6 protein-coding genes are annotated in these 16975 nt (G+C 72.2%); 3 read left to right on the top strand and 3 right to left on the bottom strand.

Features of this window, described 5'->3' with window-relative positions; translation table 11 throughout:
- The first annotated feature begins 49 nt into the window (after positions 1 to 49).
- Both ACGFS9_RS16680 and ACGFS9_RS16675 read left to right on the top strand, forming a co-directional pair.
- A complete protein-coding gene (locus ACGFS9_RS16680) occupies positions 50 to 985 on the top strand; it encodes a helix-turn-helix domain-containing protein (protein ID WP_393253871.1) in 936 nt (311 codons plus the stop codon).
- Positions 986 to 1374: 389 nt separating this feature from the next.
- The gene (locus ACGFS9_RS16675) at positions 1375 to 2982 is read left to right on the top strand and encodes an alanine/glycine:cation symporter family protein (protein ID WP_393253869.1); all 1608 of its coding nucleotides are present in this window, start codon (positions 1375 to 1377) and stop codon (positions 2980 to 2982) included.
- 278 nt (positions 2983 to 3260) lie between these two features.
- On the opposite strand, the gene ACGFS9_RS16670 is transcribed toward ACGFS9_RS16675, so the two are convergent.
- Together ACGFS9_RS16670 and ACGFS9_RS16665 are read right to left on the bottom strand one after the other, a co-directional pair.
- Positions 3261 to 4931, bottom strand: a complete 1671-nt coding sequence (locus tag ACGFS9_RS16670; protein WP_393253867.1) for a PucR family transcriptional regulator — start codon at positions 4929 to 4931, stop codon at positions 3261 to 3263.
- Between the two features lie 241 nt (positions 4932 to 5172).
- Positions 5173 to 6432 (bottom strand): hypothetical protein, encoded by a 1260-nt coding sequence (locus tag ACGFS9_RS16665; RefSeq protein ID WP_393253866.1) that lies wholly within the window; start codon positions 6430 to 6432, stop codon positions 5173 to 5175.
- A gap of 533 nt (positions 6433 to 6965) precedes the next feature.
- Between ACGFS9_RS16665 and ACGFS9_RS16660 the strand changes: the two genes are divergently transcribed.
- Positions 6966 to 7541 carry an SMI1/KNR4 family protein gene (locus ACGFS9_RS16660; protein WP_393253864.1) on the top strand — a complete coding sequence of 192 codons (576 nt, stop codon included), beginning with the start codon at positions 6966 to 6968 and terminating at the stop codon, positions 7539 to 7541.
- A 45-nt stretch (positions 7542 to 7586) separates the two neighbouring features.
- Here ACGFS9_RS16660 and ACGFS9_RS16655 read toward each other — a convergent pair whose 3' ends face one another.
- Complete coding sequence (locus tag ACGFS9_RS16655) at positions 7587 to 16793, bottom strand: DNRLRE domain-containing protein (protein ID WP_393253862.1); 9207 nt, start codon at positions 16791 to 16793, stop codon at positions 7587 to 7589.
- Positions 16794 to 16975 lie beyond the last annotated feature (182 nt).

Genomic DNA, 16975 nt, shown 5'->3' with positions numbered 1-16975 from the left:
TGGCATCCCAGTGCGAGGGCCTGACCACCGAGGAAGTAGGAGCTTCCCGATGGACACCGGAAACCTTAGCGCGCCCCCGCGCGCAGGAGCCCGTATCCCGGGCAAAAACCACCCTTCCCGGGAGCGGTGTCCCCGCCCCGGCGGGGTGGTCCACGACAACACCCGCCACACCACGCGCTTCACGGTGATCGGCAACCACCTCGCCCAGCACCCCGAGCTGTCGGCGCTCGCGATCGGCCTGGGCGTGCACATCCAGTCGCTGCCCGCCGGCGCCCCCGTCGACATCAAGACCCTCACCGCCCGCTTCCCCGAGGGCGCGGCCCGCATCGCCGCCGCCCTGCGGCAGTTGGAGGCCCACGGCTACCTCCGCCGCACCCGCGAGCGGGCCCCCGGCGGCCGGATCGTCACGCGCACGGTCTCCTGCAACCAGCCCGGGCACCCCGGTGCGAGGGCGGACCGCCGACCGCCCCGGGAGGCGACTGCCGACGCTCCCGGGCCCCCCGCGCGGCGCCCCGCCCCCGAGCCCCGGGCGCCCCGCAGGAAACTCCCGCCGGTCCCCCGGCCCGCGCTCCGCTCCCCCGCGCTCCTCCGGGCGGCCGTGGACCTCCTCGCCGGCCTCCGGCGGGCGGACCCGCGCCTCCTGCTGTCCACCACGGACACCGAGCACCTCGCCCCCGGCGTCGCCGCCTGGCTGGAACGCGACCTCACCCCCACCGCCGTGCGTGACGCCCTGACCGCCCGGCTGCCCCGGGAGCCGCTGCACCGCCCGGCCGCCCTGCTGGCCCACCGCCTGGCCGAGGAACTCCCGCCACCGCCCCCCTCCCGGGCCCCGGCACCCCCACCGGCCGTCCGGCACCCGTTGCGCAACTGCGAGGGCTGCGACCGGGGTTACCGGGGCCCCGACCCCACCCGCTGCCGCGTCTGCCGCCCGGAGCACCACGAGGGGGCGGCGTCGCCGAGAGACCCGGGTTCACGCCCCGGGTGAAGCCGACCCCGGCCCCCCAAGCGGCAGGGACGGCACGCGGCTCCCGCCGGTGAACCGGCGCCCGACGGGGCCGTGTCGTGAGCGGACCCGGCCCGCCGGGCACCGCCGGACCCCCGGCGCCAGGTAGCTGTGCGATGCACGTACCGTGGGGGCCGCTTCGTCACGGACCGTCCCGCTTGCTCACGTTGCACATGGACGGCGTACCGGCCGGTTCTTTGTGCGCTTGTACCAGAACCAGGGCGTCCGACGCCCCCTACGGTTTCCCGAAACCCGGAGAGCGGCTCCCCGCCTGCGGGTTTCCGGACGAACAATCCCCCGGTTCCGGCCCGGTCGGCCCACGCGTCGGCCCTTGTGCCTCGGCAGGGCGACGGGCGGGCGAAAGGATCGCGATGGCTCAGGTAGAAGCGCTTCAGCAGGCGCTGGGAAGCGTCCGCTTCCAGGCGCAGGGCTCGGAAGAGGGCTTTCTCGGGCAGACGGAAGACAAGATCAACTCGCTGTTCGAGCCACTCGCCAAGGGGCTCGGCGACTTCGTCTTCGCCGAGGTCACCGTCTTCGGGATCACCTTCCCCTGGATCGTGGCCTGGCTGGTCGTCGCCGGAGCGATCTTCACGCTCTACTTCGGGTTCATCCAGTTCCGCAGCATCAAGCTGTCGCTGAACCTGCTGCGCGGGCGCTACAGCAGGCCCGACGACCCCGGCGAGATCACCCACTTCCAGGCGCTGTCCTCGGCGCTGTCGGGCACGGTCGGCCTCGGCAACATCGCGGGCGTCGGTGTGGCCATCACCATCGGCGGGGCGGGCGCCACGTTCTGGATGATGCTGTGCGGCCTGCTCGGCATGGCGTCGAAGTTCGTGGAGTGCACGCTCGGCGTCCGCTACCGCGACCAGCACGAGGACGGGTCCTTCTCGGGCGGTCCCATGAAGTACCTGAGCAAGGGGCTGGCCGAGCGGCTGCCCGGCTCGGGCGGCCGGATGCTCGGCAAGGTCATGGCGGGCCTCGCCGCCGTCATGATCCTGCTGTTCGGCATCGGCGGCGGCAACATGTTCCAGGCCAACCAGACGGTGACCCAGATCCGCAACGTGACGGGCGGCGAGGACGGCGCGCTCGGGGGCAGCGGCTCCGCCCTGGTCATGGGCATCATCCTGGCCGTCGTCGTGGGCGCGGTGATCCTCGGCGGCATCAAGTCGATCGGCAAGGTCGCCGGCAAGCTCGTGCCGGGCATGGCCATCCTCTACGTCGGGGCCTGCCTCATCGTCATCCTGGCCAACGTCACCGAGGTCCCGGCCGCCTTCGGGTCGATCTTCCACGAGGCGTTCACCGGCGAGGGCGTGGTCGGCGGTGTGGTCGGCGCGCTGATCGTCGGCTTCACCCGCGCCGCCTTCTCCAACGAGGCCGGCCTCGGTTCGGCGCCGATCGCGCACTCCGCCGTCAAGACCCGCTACCCGGTGACCGAGGGCCTGGTCGCCCTGGTCGGACCGTTCATCGACACGGTCGTCGTCTGCACGATGACCGCCCTCACCATCGTCATCGCCGACAGCGGTTTCTGGAACGACGCCAAGGCGAAGTACGCCGCCGACGGCACCACCGCGGACGGCGTCACCGTCACCTCCTCGGCCTTCGAGACGGTGCTCCCCTGGTTCCCGAAGCTGCTGACCGTGGCCGTCGTCCTCTTCGCCGTCTCGACCATGATCACCTGGTCGTACTACGGCCAGAAGGCGTGGACCCACCTGTTCGGCAAGACGCGGACCAGCGAGCGCATCTACCAGTCGGTCTTCTGCCTGTTCATCGTGATCGGCGCGGTGCTCACCTTCGGCAGCGTCCTCGACTTCACCGACGCGGTGCTGTTCCTGCTGGCCCTGGTCAACATCGTGGGCCTGTACTTCCTCGCCCCGTACGTCAAGCAGGAGCTGGCCCGCTTCCACACGGCGCTGCGCTCCGGCGACCTCGGGCCGCGCCGGGAGCAGCCGGCCCCCGCCACGGCGGACGAGATCGGCTGACACGCCGGCACCGTCCGATCGAGGGTCCGCGGGGACACCACCCCGCGGGCCCTCCGCCGTTCCGGGACCGCCCCGCCGTCGGGCCCGCCGCGCCACCCGGCGGGACCCGCACGGGGACCGTGCCGGTCGACGACCACGGCGAGCCGTTCCGCTCCAGCGGGAACGCGGGACGGCCCGCCCCTCCGCGCCACCGAGCCCCGTGCGGCCGGGCTCTCTCCTCCGCTCCCTGTCCCCGGCCCCTCCCCTCGCCGCCCGTCCCCGGTGACGCTCCGCGCGGGTCAGGAGACGTGCTGGCCGTGCGAGGGCGCCGGGTTCGGGACGGGCATCGCCCCGGTGTCGAGGAGGAGTTGGAGGTGCGAGAAGAGGCACTGGTACGGGTCGGTGAGGTCGATCCCGCCGACCGCCTCCGCCCTGCGCAGCCGGTAGCGCAGGGTGTTGGTGTGCACGTGCAGCAGGCGCGCCGCCGCCCGCATGTTGCACTGCTCCGCGAAGTACGCCAGCACCGACGGGACGAGCGGGGTGTCGTGCTCGGCGTCGTACTCCTGGAGCGCGGTGATCCGCGGGTCGCGCAGCCGGGGATGCTGTTCCAGGAGGGCGAGGATGTCGCCGACCAGGACCTCCGAGCGCACGTCGTCGATGGTGGCGACCCGCCGTTCCCCGCGGTGGACGACGATGTCGAGCACCCGGTCGGCCTCGGCCTTGGAGTCGGCGACCGAGTCGAGCCCGGTCACCGATCCGACGGCCGCGCACACGTCGAGCCGCAGCCGCTGCCCCGCCGCCCGCACGATGTCCTGCGCCAGCCCGGTGACGGAGCTCTCGCCGGACCGGTCCGCCAGTCCGGGCAGCAGCATGTACATCCGGGTGCCGGTGCCCGCGACCAGGGCGCGGCGCCGGAACGCGGCGGCATGCACCGACACCAGGCTGGTCATGGCCGCCCGGCGCAGCTCGAAGGCGGAGCGGTCCGCGTCGCCGCCGGTGGTGTCCTCCAGCAGTGCGAAGCCCACCACGGCCACCGGTTTCGTGACGTCGGCGCCGATGCGGGCGGCGAGCGTCCGCGGGTCGATGTGCCCTTCGAGCATCCTGCTGAGCAGCGCGTCCTCCAGCCGCAGGTGCGGGGAGGCGCCGGTGCGGTGCCGGACGAGGAGCAGGGCCGCGGTCCGGGCGGCGCCGACCAGCGCGCTGTCGGAGCCGTCGGCCAGGGGCTCGCGGCCCTCCTGCACCCAGATCGAGCCGAGCATCTGCTCGTCCACGCGGATGCCGATGGCGATGCGCCGCCGGATGCCCCGCTCGGGCCGCTCCTCGACGTGCACCACCTCGTCGCCGGCCCGCAGCCGCTCGTAGACGCCCCACTGGCGCAGCAGCGCCAGGTAGTGGGCGGGGCCCTCCCGGCCCAGGATGGAGCGGCGCCGCAGTTCGTCGCCCTCGTCGTCGGAACGGGAGTAGGCGAGGACGCGGTTGGTGCTGTCCTCGATGCTGACGATGCCGCCGGTGAGCGCCGCGACGGTCTCGGCAAGGGAGAACAGGTCGTCCGGGTGTCCGGCGTCGGGGGCCGCGCGGGCCACCCGGGCGTCCGCGATCACCTCGCGGACGGCGGAGTCCAGCCGGGCCCACCGGATCTCTGGCCGGATGCCGAGGACGACGACACCCGCGTCCTCGGCGAGATCCTTCAGCGCCTCGCGGTCGTCGCCGGGGTCGACCTTGACCGCGACCGCCGCCGCGCCGTTGCGTGCCGCGGCCCGGACCAGGCGCAGCGCGCGGTGGCCGCGGGCCCCGATGAGCAGCACCAGGTCGGCGTCGTAGGTCTCCGGCTCCTCGTCGGCGTCCAGGATCGCCACGTCGCCGATCGCGGTGTCCGCGTCGGTGGGCACGGCGACGAGGTCGATGACCGGCTCGCCGAGGGCGAGCAGCAGCTGTCGTACACCCGCGCCGGCGGGCGTCTCGTCGTTCACGGTGCCCATCCGTTCCGGTTCGCGGCTCTTCGGATCGGCCGGCCGCCCGCGGCCGGGACGCCCCGGGCGTCCCCGTGGACCGGGCGCACGATCGCGGCGGTCCTTGCGACCAACATAGGCACCCCGGCCGGGCCGGGCCACCGTCCGCCGGACCGCTGCCGCGGACGGCCCTCCCGGTCGCGGCGCGGACCGGCCCGCGCACCCTGCGGACGGGTCCGGTCACGGCTGGGGCTGAGGGGCCTCACGTACGCGTGGTGGTGCCGCACTCCCCCGGCTCCGGCTGCTCGGCGGTCACGGACTGGCTGCGGTCGTAGGGGTCCTTGGCCGGGCCGGTGCCGGGTGAGCCGGTGGGCCCGCTCCGCGGGAAGACGGGGTGGTAGAAACCGTCGTCGGAGTCGCACTCGCTGTTGAAGTACTCCCCCGCGTACGACATGAGCGTGAGTTTGCCCGGGGTGACGTACCACTTGCCCGGATCGGAGAGGACCAGGGTCAGCTCGCGGCGCACGATGGTCCGGGCGACGCTGTCGCCCTCGCCCCCGGCCCGCACCAGCGGGTACACGAAGCTGTAGTCCGCGTGCACCCGGACCTGGCCCGGCTTGCCCGCCTCGAACGACAGATGGCCGCGGACCTTGACCACCTTCCCCGTCACGGCCACCTCCGACGGGTCGAACCGGCTCACGAGACCGAGGGGGTCGTGCTCGGCGCCGGGCGAGCGCAGTGACCGCCGCAGCTCGGCCATCTGCGCGGACTGCCGCGGTTCGAGGAGGGCCAGCGCCTTCTTCGGGTAGCCGCCGCGCAGGACGGCGGGGTCCAGGGCGGTGCCGACCAGGAAGTCCTTGGTGCGGCGCAGCGCGAGGGCGACGTCCGCCGTGCTCATCCCGCCGACGGCCTTCGCGGCCGGCAGCTCGATGCCGTCGGCGCCGTCGGCCCATCGCTCCGCGGGGGACCCCCGGAACGGGTGCGCGCGCGTGGCGGTCTGCGCACCGTCCGCCCCGGCCGCGGCCGGGGCACCGGAGGGCAGGGCCGTCTCGGCGGGCAGCGGAGAGGGAGAGCCGCCGGCGGCGGACGGTGCCGGCTCGCGCCCCGGCAGCCGGTCCGTCACCAGCGAGGGCCGTACGACGACGACGGCGACGGCCAAGGCCAGGGCCACCCCGAACACCGAGCGCAGCGTGCGGCGCCGTGCGCTGCGCCCGTTCATCTCCTGCCAGGCGGGCCCGGTCCGCCAGCCCGGCGGGGTCCAGGGCTCGGGTTCCTTCGCGGGCCGGCGCCGGAGACGCCGTCCGGCACCGGCGCCCTTCTCCCCCGCCGCCTGCTCGTCCTGCTCCCGGAGCCGCCGCGCGACCATCCGGGCCCGCGCCGACGGCTCCTTCGGGGCCGCCCGCCCGCCGCCCTCGGCGGACTCGCGCAGGAACCTGTCCCACTGGTCGTCGGAGATACCGGAACCGGAGGATTCGCCTCCGGCTCTCTCGGCGGGATCTTCGGGAGGCGGGACGGTGCTCACGGGCTCACTTTCGGCTGGCCGACGTCGGGCGGCGCGGAGGAGGGGCAGGCCGACGGACACGGGCGTGGACCCGTTTTCAAGATCGTCGGACCATCATCCTCACCGCCGTCACCGGACGTGCCCAGACCCCGGCGCCGAATCGTGCGGGAGCCGTGACGCAAACGGTACGGAGCGGCGGCGACGCCCCCGGCCGGCCGGCGGGAGGGCGTCGTGTGCCGCTGCCGGCGCCGCGGCAGCGCCCCGGCACCCTGGGCGGCACGCCGCTCGCGGTACGGCGGACGACGGTCAGCCCGGACCTTGCCGGACTCTCGCAGTCCGCTGGCCGCGCGGAGAGGCGTCCCGCGTGGCGACGCGGACTCGAAGGCAGGGGAGGCGATCACGGATCCTGCCGCACACGCCGCAACCTGTCACATCGTCAGGCAGCGACCCGGATCACGACCTTCTGAATGCTTGCAGAAAACCTCAGTCGAGTTGTCGGCCTCGCGTCACTGCCGCGAAGAACCGGGAAAGCGGGCTCTGAGATACTCAACCGCATGACCGACGACCTCATTGGCACCCAAGCGCCGAGGACACGCATCACGGACCCGGCAGAGGCTGTACATCGCCTGGAGCAGGCAGTCCCCGAATTGACCAGACACCGGCGGCTCGAACCGGCCCCCATCAATTGGTCGCTGATGGAGGAGGATCTGGGCACAGCACTGCCTTCGGATTACAAACTTCTTTCCGAACTCTATCCCTCCTTCGCACTCAGTGAAGGCTTCATCCACGTCGGCCTGACGAAATCAGGCACCGAGCGCGATAACAGCGGAATCTTCGAAGGTCTGCAGATCGTCCAGGACTGGTGGCAGGCCGACATGTCCCTCGGCATACCACCGCACCCCGCCCCTGGCGGCCTGCTCCCGTGGACCGATACAGAGGGTGGCGATCTCTTCCTGTGGATGACCACCGGCGCTCCGGACGACTGGCCGGTCACCGTCGCCACCCGAGGCGGCGAATGGTGGCACTACCTGGGAGGCGCTGTACAGTTCCTCGCCGAATTGATGGACGGGACTCTGGAACCCTGGGAAATGACGGACCTGACCAGAGAGGTCAGGGTCTTCGATTCCTGACGGTGGCCGGGGGGCTCCGTGCCGCAGGAGCCCCCCGACCGGGTCTCACCGCAACGCCCGGGGCGTCGAGCAGGTGGCCTGCCACTCGGTGGAATTCTCTACTCGCTTGTTGAACAACTGCCCCTGGGCGGTATACGCCAGCATTTGTATCCCGTCAGGCAGCTTGTCGCCCGGGTTGGCGTAGGTCAACTTCCCGTAGTACAGCACCGGATTACCGAGATTCAACTGCTGCCGCATTCTGCTCTCGCAGCTCTTCATTCCACTCAGATTCATCCGGCTGTATCCAGGGAAAAGGTTCTCCGAAATGGGGTCGCCGCCGAACTTGTCGCCAATGATGTGAGTCTTCTGGAAGTGCGTCACGCCCTTGCGAATCGCGTTCTCCTCGGTCGACGGCATGCCCTGCACCGGAACGTTGTCCAGTTTGTCCTTCTTGCCGTTCTTCAGGTCGCCGGGGCAGAGCAGCGCCATCGCTCCTTGCGAGCGGCCGTTCGCCAAGGGCTCGTAAGAGAACCGCTCCTGCTTCGGCCGCGAGCACGGATCCCACCCACCGTCGCCGTTGCCGGCAGAAGGACTCGGCTGCGGTTCGGGAGCGCTGCTCAGGTTGGGCTCCTCGTCCCCGTTGGGGAAGAACTTGAAGTACCCGCGCAGCTGCTCGGGGGTGAGCTTCAGGTCCTTCTGCGCCCGCGTGAACGCGTCGTCGACGAACTCGTCGTGCTCCGCGTCGGTGTCCGCGTGCGACGTGGGCCGGGCGTGGACCACCTTGAGGACGGTCTTGATGATCAGGGGCCACGGCGGAGGCGGGGGCGGCGGCGGCTTCACCGGGCCGCGCGGCCCCTTCGGCCCACCGGGACCCCATGGGTCCCGTCCGTTTCCGGGGCCGTCATCGCCCTTCGGGCCACGGGGGCTGCCGTCTCCGCGATGGCCGCAGTTCCAGCGGCAACGGTGGGGTGAGCCGGTGGCGGTGTCGGTTGCCGTCGCCGCGAGCCTCGCGGCCTGGGCCGCGAGTGCGGCTGCCGTTGCCTTCCCCAGATTGGACAGGGAACCGGACAAGTCGAAGCCGGAAGAGCCGGCCGCCGTGCTGCCGCCCCAACCGGACGTCCAGTCGTCCCAGTTGTCGGAGGCCCACTTGGTGGCCCCGCCCACCACGGTGGCGGCCGCGGTGGCCACACCCAGATAGACCAGCGCTTCACCCAGTGCGATACCGCCCAGCACGCACAGGCCGAAGCAGTGTCCGCTGGGGTCGGTGTTGGTCAACGGGTCACCGCCGCCGTATCCGTACCGGTTGGCGTTGATCGACGGGACCGGGTTCAGGGTCCAGGAGTCGCGGGAGGAGAAGCCACCGGTGGCCGGGTCGTACCAGCGGGCCGCCATGTTCACCTGGCCGGTGCCCCGGTCGGTGTAGCCGCCCTGGTAGCCGAGCGCGCCCTGCGCGCCCGACTGGGCCGTGACCTGACCGAACGGGTCATAGCCGGTCGAGGCGCCCAGCGTGCCCGTGGCCGGGTCGAACGAGCCCGTCACATCACCGTGCACCAGATCCGCCAGGACCGACGCCGCATCCGTGCCGTCCGCGTCCGCAGTCGACAGCGCGCCACCGGACGGGCCGCGGGCGATCAATTGACCGCCGCCCGCCACCAGATTGTTCGACTGATCCGCGTACGACAGCGAAGCGGTGCCCTGCTTCACCAGGCGGCCCAGCGCGTCGTACCCGTACGCCGTACCGTCCGCCGACACCATGCGGCCCAGCGCGTCGAACGCCGCCGAATGCTGCGTGCCGCCCGCGTCCGTGCCGCCCGTGCGGGTACCGCGCGCCGAGTACGTGTACGTCGTCCCGTCGGCCGACACCAGCCGGTTGCGCTCGTCGTGCGTCGCCGTCACGCCACCCGCCGACGTGCGGTTGCCCGCCGCGTCCCAGGTGTAGTCGGTGACGTTGCCGTTGACGCCCGTCCAGCTGGTCAGCCGGCCCGCCCGGTCGTAGCCATAGGACTGGGTGCCGGAGCCGGCCGTGCCCGTCGAGCTCTTCGACGTCAGGCGGGAGGCGGCGTCGTAGCCGTAGGCCGTCGACGCCGTCGTCGTGCCGCCCGAGGACTTCAAATTGTCGGAGGTCAGACGGTCCAGCACGTCGTAGCCCAGGGAGCGGGTCGCGCCCGTGGAGCCGTACGCCACCGACGTCAAGCGCGAGGCGGTGTCGTAGCCGTACGTCTGCGTCGTGCCCGTCAGCGGGTCCACCGCCGTCTTCAGGCGGCCCGCGGTGTCGTAGCCGAAGGCGGCCTGGCCCGCCGCGTCCGTACGGCCGACCAGACGGCCCTCCTCGTCGTAGGAGAACCTCGCCGTGCCCGACGGGCCACCTGACGACAGCAGGTCGCCTCGGTCGTCGTAGGTGAACGTGTCCATACCGCCCGGCGAACTCGCCGAAGTCAACCGGCCCGCGGCGTCATAGCCGTAGGTGTCGGCCGTCGTCGCGGCCTCCGCACCCGAACCCGCCACCTCGGTGATGCGACCCAGCGCGTCGAACGTGCGCTGCACGCTCACCCCGCCCGGCTTCAGCTCCCGCACCGGCCGGCCCGCTTCGTCGTACACGGAGGTCCAGGTGCGGTCCGAGGCGTTCGGGTAGGCCGTGGTGGACGGCTCCACCACCGACTCCACAGTGCCGTGGCTGGTGAACGTGTACCAGGTGGTGTTCCCCCGGCCGTCCGTCAGGCGCGTGCGGTGGCCCGCCACGTCATAGCCGTACGTCGTCGTGATGGACGTCGAGGCGTCGACCGGCTCGACCAGCTCCCTCAGCCGGCCCATGGCGTCGAACGACTGCGTCACCGTGTGGCCCAGCGCGTCCGTCACCGCGACCGGATTGCCGTCCGCGTCGTAGGACGAACGCGTCGTCCGCACGACCGTGCCCGCCGCGTCCTCATCCGTGACCTGCGTCGCCCGGCCCGCCAGGTCGAACGTCGTCCGGGCGGTGCGGCCCTGCGGGGTCGTCACCGACTCCGGCAGACCCGTCGGCCCGTAGGCGTACGTCGTCGCGCCGCCCGCGCTGTCGGTGACCGTCAGCGGGTCGCCCGCCGGGTTGTACGTGCTGGACGTCGCCAGACCGGTCGGCGTCTTCGTCGACAGCACCCGGCCCGCGTCGTCGTAGGCCAGCGTCGTCGTGAACGCGCCCTGCGACGGCTGACGTTCGATCTGCGTCGCTGTGACCCGGCGGCCGAGGTCGTCGTACGTCGCCTCGGTGCGGGCGCCCGTCGGGCCGGTGCCCGACAGCCGCTCGCCCAGCAGGTCGTAGCTGAAGACCGACACCGGGGCCGAGGCACCGCCCACCGGGACCGGTTGGGTGACCTTCGCCAGATTGCCGAGCTGGTCGTAGGCGTACGTCGTCGTGTTGCCCAGCGCGTCCGTCTCGCTCGCCAGGTTGCCCTCGGTGTCGTAGGTCTGGGTGACCTTCGACGTCAGCGGGGTGGCGGCGCCCGGCGGGGTGTACTCCGGCAGCGTGATGCCGGTGGTGCGGCCCAGACGGTCGTACGCGGTGTGCGTGACGCCGCCCTTCGGGTCGCGGACGTCCACCGCCTCCCCGAACGTGTCGTAGCCGACCGTCGTGGTCGGGCGCGCCGTAACCGCCGTCTGGCCGTTGGCCTCCACCGTCACCGGCGGGGCCTGGGTCTCGACCAGGCGGCCCAGCTCGTCGTACGTGTAATTCGTCGTGTACGCGGCCGGGTCGGCGCCGTCGGCGTTGCCTCGTGCCGAGGTCTCGGACAGGGGCCGGCCCAGGTCGGAGACGGTACGCGTGGCGACCAGGTCGTCGGCGCCGTTCTCGACGGTCTGCCGGGTCAGGGCGCCAGTGACGTCCCGCCGGTAGGTGACCTTCTCGGTGCGGGAGCCGCCCGCGCCGGTCCGGGTCTCGGTCAGCACCGCGTCACCCGCGTCGTAGGTATAGGCAGTGCGGCGCCCCAGGCCGCCGGGGTCCAGGACGGTCGCCGTGGTGCGGCCCGCCGCGTCCGTCTCGTACGACGTGGTGACCTTGCCGTTGCCCGCGGTCTCCCCGGTGAGGTGACCGGCGGCGTCGTAGTCGCGCTCGCTCAGCACCAGGTCGCGGGTGGAGCCGTCCGGGTCGTGGAAACCGGCCAGGATCTCCTTGGCCTGCAACCCGTCGTCGTAGTACGTGTACCGGGTGGTGCGGCCCATCGCATCCGTGTGCTCCGCGGTGCGGCCCGCCGGGTCGTAGGCGTAGGAGTCCAGCACCACGTCGGCCGCCGCCGACGGGTTGTTCGGGTCGCCGGTGTAGTCCTCCAGCGTGAGCGTGGCGAGCTGTCCGAGCGCCGTGTACGCCGTCCGGTAGGTGTAGGCACCGGCCATGGAGCGGGTGGTGCGGTTGCCGTGGACGTCGTAGCCGTAGGTCTCGGTGCGGCCTTCGGCGTCGGTGGCCGCGGCGACGCGGCCGTGCGTGTCGTAGGTGTGCGTCGTGGTGCGGGTGGCGTCGTCGCCCGCCGTGTCCGCCACCGCCTCGGTCAGCTCGTTGCCGTCCTCGTCGTAGGTGTAGGTGGTGCGTTCCCGGTGCGCCTCGCCGGTGACCGCGTTGGTGATGGCCGGGCCGGTGACCGTGACCGGCCGGGACTCACCGTCGTAGGCGGTGGTCGTGCTCACCCCGTCGGGGTAGGCGTCCGAGATCACCGTGCTGTCCGTCTCCCGGCCCAGGGCGTCGTAGCCGTACGCGGTGACCACACCCGCCGGGTCGGTGACCGTGGCCAGGTCGCCGGCCGCGGTGTAGGCGCGGGTGGTGACGCCGCCGCGCAGGTCGGTGCTGTCGGCGAGCAGCCCCGCCGGGACCGTGCCGCCGCCCACGGCGGTCTCCGTGCCGTCGGTGAAGGTGAACGACTCGGTGCGGCCGGAGGGGAAGTCCGGCGTGGCCGGGGTCGTGGTGGACGTCCGGTCGCCGTGGCTGTCGTAGCCGTAGGTCGTCTTGTACGTGTCGTCGCTCGCGCTCGCCGAGCGGGCGTCGCGGACGGCGGTGAGCTGGTCGTTGCGCGGGTCGAGCGGATCGGAGGCGTCGAGGTAGTAGGAGTAGTACGCGGTGTGGCAGGTGCTCGTGTCGGAGGCGTCTCGGCACGTCGTCTGCGCCGTCTTGTTGCCGCGTTCGTCGTTGCCGAAGCGGGTGACGGTGCCGTCGGGGCCCGTGGTGGCCGCCAGGAAGCCGCCCGTGTCGTAGGCGAAGGTGCCGGTGTGGCCCGCCACGTCGGTCTGGCTGATCAGCCGGTTGCCCTGGAGCGGGTCGTAGGTGTAGCCGGACTTCCGCTGGTCGGGGTCGGTGACCGTGACGGTGAGGGTGGTGGTCCCGGCGACGGCCGGGCTGTCGTCGGTGGCCGGCTTGGCCTCGGTGCCGGTCAGGGCCAGGTCGGACAGCGCGTACGTTCCTCCGTCGGCGTCGGTGTAGGAGGACACCCGGTCGTGCACGGTGTCGTAGGCGACCGCCGCGTGCACGCGGCTGCTGGGCAGCGTCACCTTGGTGAGCTGCTGGGCCACCTGCGCGGCGGCGTGGTGCTGGGCGATGGTCCGGGCGCCGAGGGGGCGGTCGTACACGGCCGCCTCGTCGATGTCGCCGGTGAGGTGACCGGTGGTGCCGGTGGTGGCGGGCCAGTTGTTCCAGTAGCCGGCGCCGAGGTAGACGAAGCGCTGGTCGTCCTGGGTGATGTCACCGGCCAGGCTGCCGACCTTGGTGCCGTCGAGGTAGAGCGTCTGGGTGTTGCCCGCGGCGGTCAGCGCCGCGTGGTGCCAGGTGCCGTCGTTGACGGTGCCGCCGGAGGTGATCGGCGCGGCGGTGCCGTTCCAGAACTCGCCGCGCAGCCTGCCGTCCGTGCCCACGTACAGGGCCGGGGTGTACTTCCCGGTGGTGGCCTCTTCCAGGGTGTGGTCCTGGTAGCTGAACAGGACGCCGCTGCCGGTGGTGCGGAACCACAGCTCGGCGGTCAGGTACGGGGTGTCGGAGACGAGCTGGTCGGGCAGTTGCACGTAGGACGTGGTGCCGTCGAAGGTGGCGGCCGTGTCGGTGCTGCCCTCCAGCGCGCCGGCGGTGCCGAGTTCGACGTCCCGGTAGGCGGCGGCGTGCTCGTCGCGGTCGAGCGGCAGGTCGCTGGCGGCGTCGGTGGCGCCGTCCTTCTCGTCGAGCCGCCAGTAGGAGTACGGACCGGCGTCGTGGACGACGGTGCGGTGGTGCGAGCCGTCGCCGTAGCCGTAGGCGGTGCAGTGGCCGAGGCTGTCCTCCGGGCCGCAGACCATGGTCAGCCGGTCACCGTCGTAGGTGTACGTCCAGGTCAGCGGGTCGGTACCGGTGTCCGGCGCCTCCGTCGTGACCGTCTTGACGTGGCCCGCGGACCAGGTGAGGTGCAGGGCGCGGCCACCGGCCGAGGTGACCGTGGTCGGCTCGCCGGAGGTGTTGTAGGCGAGGCTCTGCGCACGGCCCCGGTAGTCGGTGACCCGGGTGAGGCGGCCGTCGCCGTCGAAGACGTACGTCGTCTGGTCCTTGTCGGCGAGTTTCCAGCCGCCGCCGGTCACGGCGGTGAGGGTGGAGAAGCTGCCGTACGGGGGCGCGTAACTGCCGTCCGGGTTCCTGCCGAAGCGAACCTGACGGCCCGTCGGCAGGGTCGCCACGACATTGCCGGTGCCGTCGTCGTCGGGTGTGAGCCGCATGTCGTACCGGGTGGACCAGCCCGCGCCGAAGGCGTTGTCCGAGCGCGGGTCGCGGCTGTTGTACGTGCGCTCGACGGTGAGACCGGGTCCCGCCGTGGCGACGGTCGCGTCGGTGTCCGTGGTGGTGTAGTTGCCGATGCCGGGATCGACCTCGCGGCCGGCGCCGCCGGGGCCCTGACCGCCGAGGTGCGAGGTGATCGCGGGCTGCTCGACGGCGGTGGTGAAGGTGTAGAAGGGGCTGAGCGGGGTCGCCAGGCCGTTCTCGCGGGCCTTGACCCGCCAGATGTACTGCTTGCCCCAGGCCAGCTTGCCCGCGGGGACGTTCCAGGTGCGCTTGGTCAGCCAGCCGGAGTCGACGCAGCCGGTCGGGGCGGCGGACGTGCCCCCGCAGACCTCGAAGAAGGAGTCGATCGCCGCGCCCGCCGGATAGTGGTCGACGGACTCGGCCGACATGAACAGCGCCGGGGTGAGGCTGCCGACCTGCCCGCCGGGGTGCGGGTAGACGTCGGTGATGCGCGGGCCGACGTCCTGTGAGGTGACGGTGACCGTGGCGACGGGGACGCCCTCGCCGGAGAACCACTTCTGGTCCCGCAGCCGCTGCACGTCGAAGTTGACCTTGTACTTGCCCGGGGGCAGCGGAGGGATGCGGGCGCCGAGGGTCGCGTCGTCGCCCGGGGTCAGGCGCTCGTTGAGGCGGGTGAACGCCTCCTGGCCCAGCAGCGCGCCGGAGCTGTAGTCGCGGACGCGGGTGCCGAGACGGACCTCGTTCCAGCCGAGGGGCTCCCAGGTGAAGTCGCCCAGGTTCTTGACGGTGACGTCCACCTCGCCGGCCTGTCCGCCGGTCAGCGGGGCGGTCTGCGCACCGACGGTGTACGCGGCACCGTACGCGCTGTGGGTGACCGCCATGTAGGGCTTGTTGGCGGAGTTGGCGCTGCCGAAGCGCTTCCAGGGTCCGGAGGTGTCGAAGTCGGCCCAGATCGCGAGGCCGTTGTTGGTGATCGAGCCGTCGACCCAGCCCTGGACCAGGTCGACGCCCTTGTTCCCCAGGTCGATGGTGCGCCACTTGGACCCGCTGCAGTTCTCGCCGTACGCGAACGAGTCGGAGGCGACCAGGTGGTCGTAGCTGGCGGGGCGGTTGTTCCACGTGACCGACGTGGAACTCCACGATCCGGTGACCTGGTTGACCGTCATCTTCTGGGCGCTGCAGCTGGAGGACCAGACGTTGTACAGGCCGAGGTCGGCGTTGAGGATGTAGCGGTTCTTCAGCCGGCTGGTGACGTCGTTGAACCGCATGTAGCTGATCGCGCGGTGGGTTCCGCCGTCGTAGCTGCCGATCTTCAGCTCGTCGTCGCCGGCGAAGTTGCTGTCCGGCCAGGTGTTCTGGACGAAGGAGTCGCCGTTGGTGTCGATGTCGTCGACACTGGGGTCGACCTTGACCGGGTACACGCGCTGCGGCGCGTCCAGCCAGGCGTCGTCCAGCGCGACGGTCAGCGTCCAGCCCGCGTCGCTCTTGTCGAGGCGGTAGTCGACGTCGCCGGACAGCGCCGGGCCGCCCGTGGTCGGGTCCTGGGAGGAATCCTCCATCCACCCCTTGGGGATGACGGCCTGCGCCGTTCCCCCGGCGTCCTTCAGCAGCACCGCGCCGTGCTCGTCGAGCGAAGGCGTGAGCCCGTCGAGGGCGAGCGGGAAGGACCACTCGTGCGGCGCGTCGGCCGAGTCGAGGACGATGGTCTCCTTGACCGCCCCGTGCGTCGCCTGCAACGTCACGTCCGCACCGGGCCGGATGCCGGCGTAGTGCGCGGTGTCGCCCTGGACCTGCGCGGTGGCCTCGGAGGCCCCGTCGAGACCGAAGCCGACCGCGTGGCGGCCCTCGTCGACCGCCAGTTCGGCCAGAGCCGGGTCGTCACCACGGCGGGCGAGGGTGAGACCGGTGTCGTCGGAGGCCGCGGCGAGACGTTCGCCGTCGGGCGTCACCCCGTCGGGGGCGCCCTGGGCCTCGTCGGCGGGAACGAGTGAGGTGTCGATCTCCCGCCAGGTGCCGGAGGCGTCCTCGTAGTGCACCGGCTCGGTGTAGACGCGGGTGGTGCGCGTGCCGTCGGGGTTGCCGAACTCCTTCGACGTGGCGGTCCGTTCGGCGGGGAGTTCGACGCTTGCCTGCGCGTCGTACCCGCTCGGGCCGTCCTCGCCGACGGCGGCGGTGCCCGGTTCGAGCGCGGTTTCCTTCGTCTTCGGCTCGACGGTGGTGAAGCCGGTGCCGGGATCGTGCAGGGGCAGCGAGCCTTTGCCCGCCGCCAGGTCCCCGGGGTCGAGGTCGTTCCGGCCGGTCGCGTCGGTGCTGCTCGCGTCGACCTCGTGGTCCCGTCCCGCCGCCGTGCCGGTCCGCTGGGTCGGCGCCTCGGTGTCGGCCCAGGGCGCCGCGGCATCGGCGGCCAGTGCGAACGGCGTCAGCGCGGGCGGGGGCAGCAGGGTCGCGCCCAGCGCCAGGAGCACGCTGCCGGACGTCAGGGCGACGGCACGCGCGGGGCGCCCGGAAACGGGGCGCCGGAAGACCGCGAGCGAGCGGAGGCGAGGGCGGCGGGGCACGGAACTCCTTCAAACCAAAGGCCGATCGCCCGCACACGCGGGAGCGATCGGCCGGAAGCAGGGAGCCGGGCTCGTTCGGTGGAGAACGGGACCCGAGCGGCGTACACGTTAAGTGATCATCGCTCGATACGCCATGCCCATGACAACGGATCTATAACGACATAGCGCGTGATGTCCGGGCC

Origin of the sequence: Streptomyces sp. NPDC048566 (assembly GCF_043199735.1) — a bacterium.
Taxonomy (GTDB): domain Bacteria; phylum Actinomycetota; class Actinomycetes; order Streptomycetales; family Streptomycetaceae; genus Streptomyces.
The sequence above is the reverse complement of the archived record's forward strand: the minus strand, read 5'-3'. Positions and strand labels throughout refer to the sequence as shown.

Bases quoted from the DNA above. Each gene is read 5' to 3' on its own strand.
- ACGFS9_RS16680 (WP_393253871.1), top strand. From the start codon at position 50: ATGGACACCGGAAACCTTAGCGCGCCCCCGCGCGCAGGAGCCCGTATC.
- ACGFS9_RS16675 (WP_393253869.1), top strand. From the start codon at position 1,375: ATGGCTCAGGTAGAAGCGCTTCAGCAGGCGCTGGGAAGCGTCCGCTTC.
- ACGFS9_RS16660 (WP_393253864.1), top strand. From the start codon at position 6,966: ATGACCGACGACCTCATTGGCACCCAAGCGCCGAGGACACGCATCACG.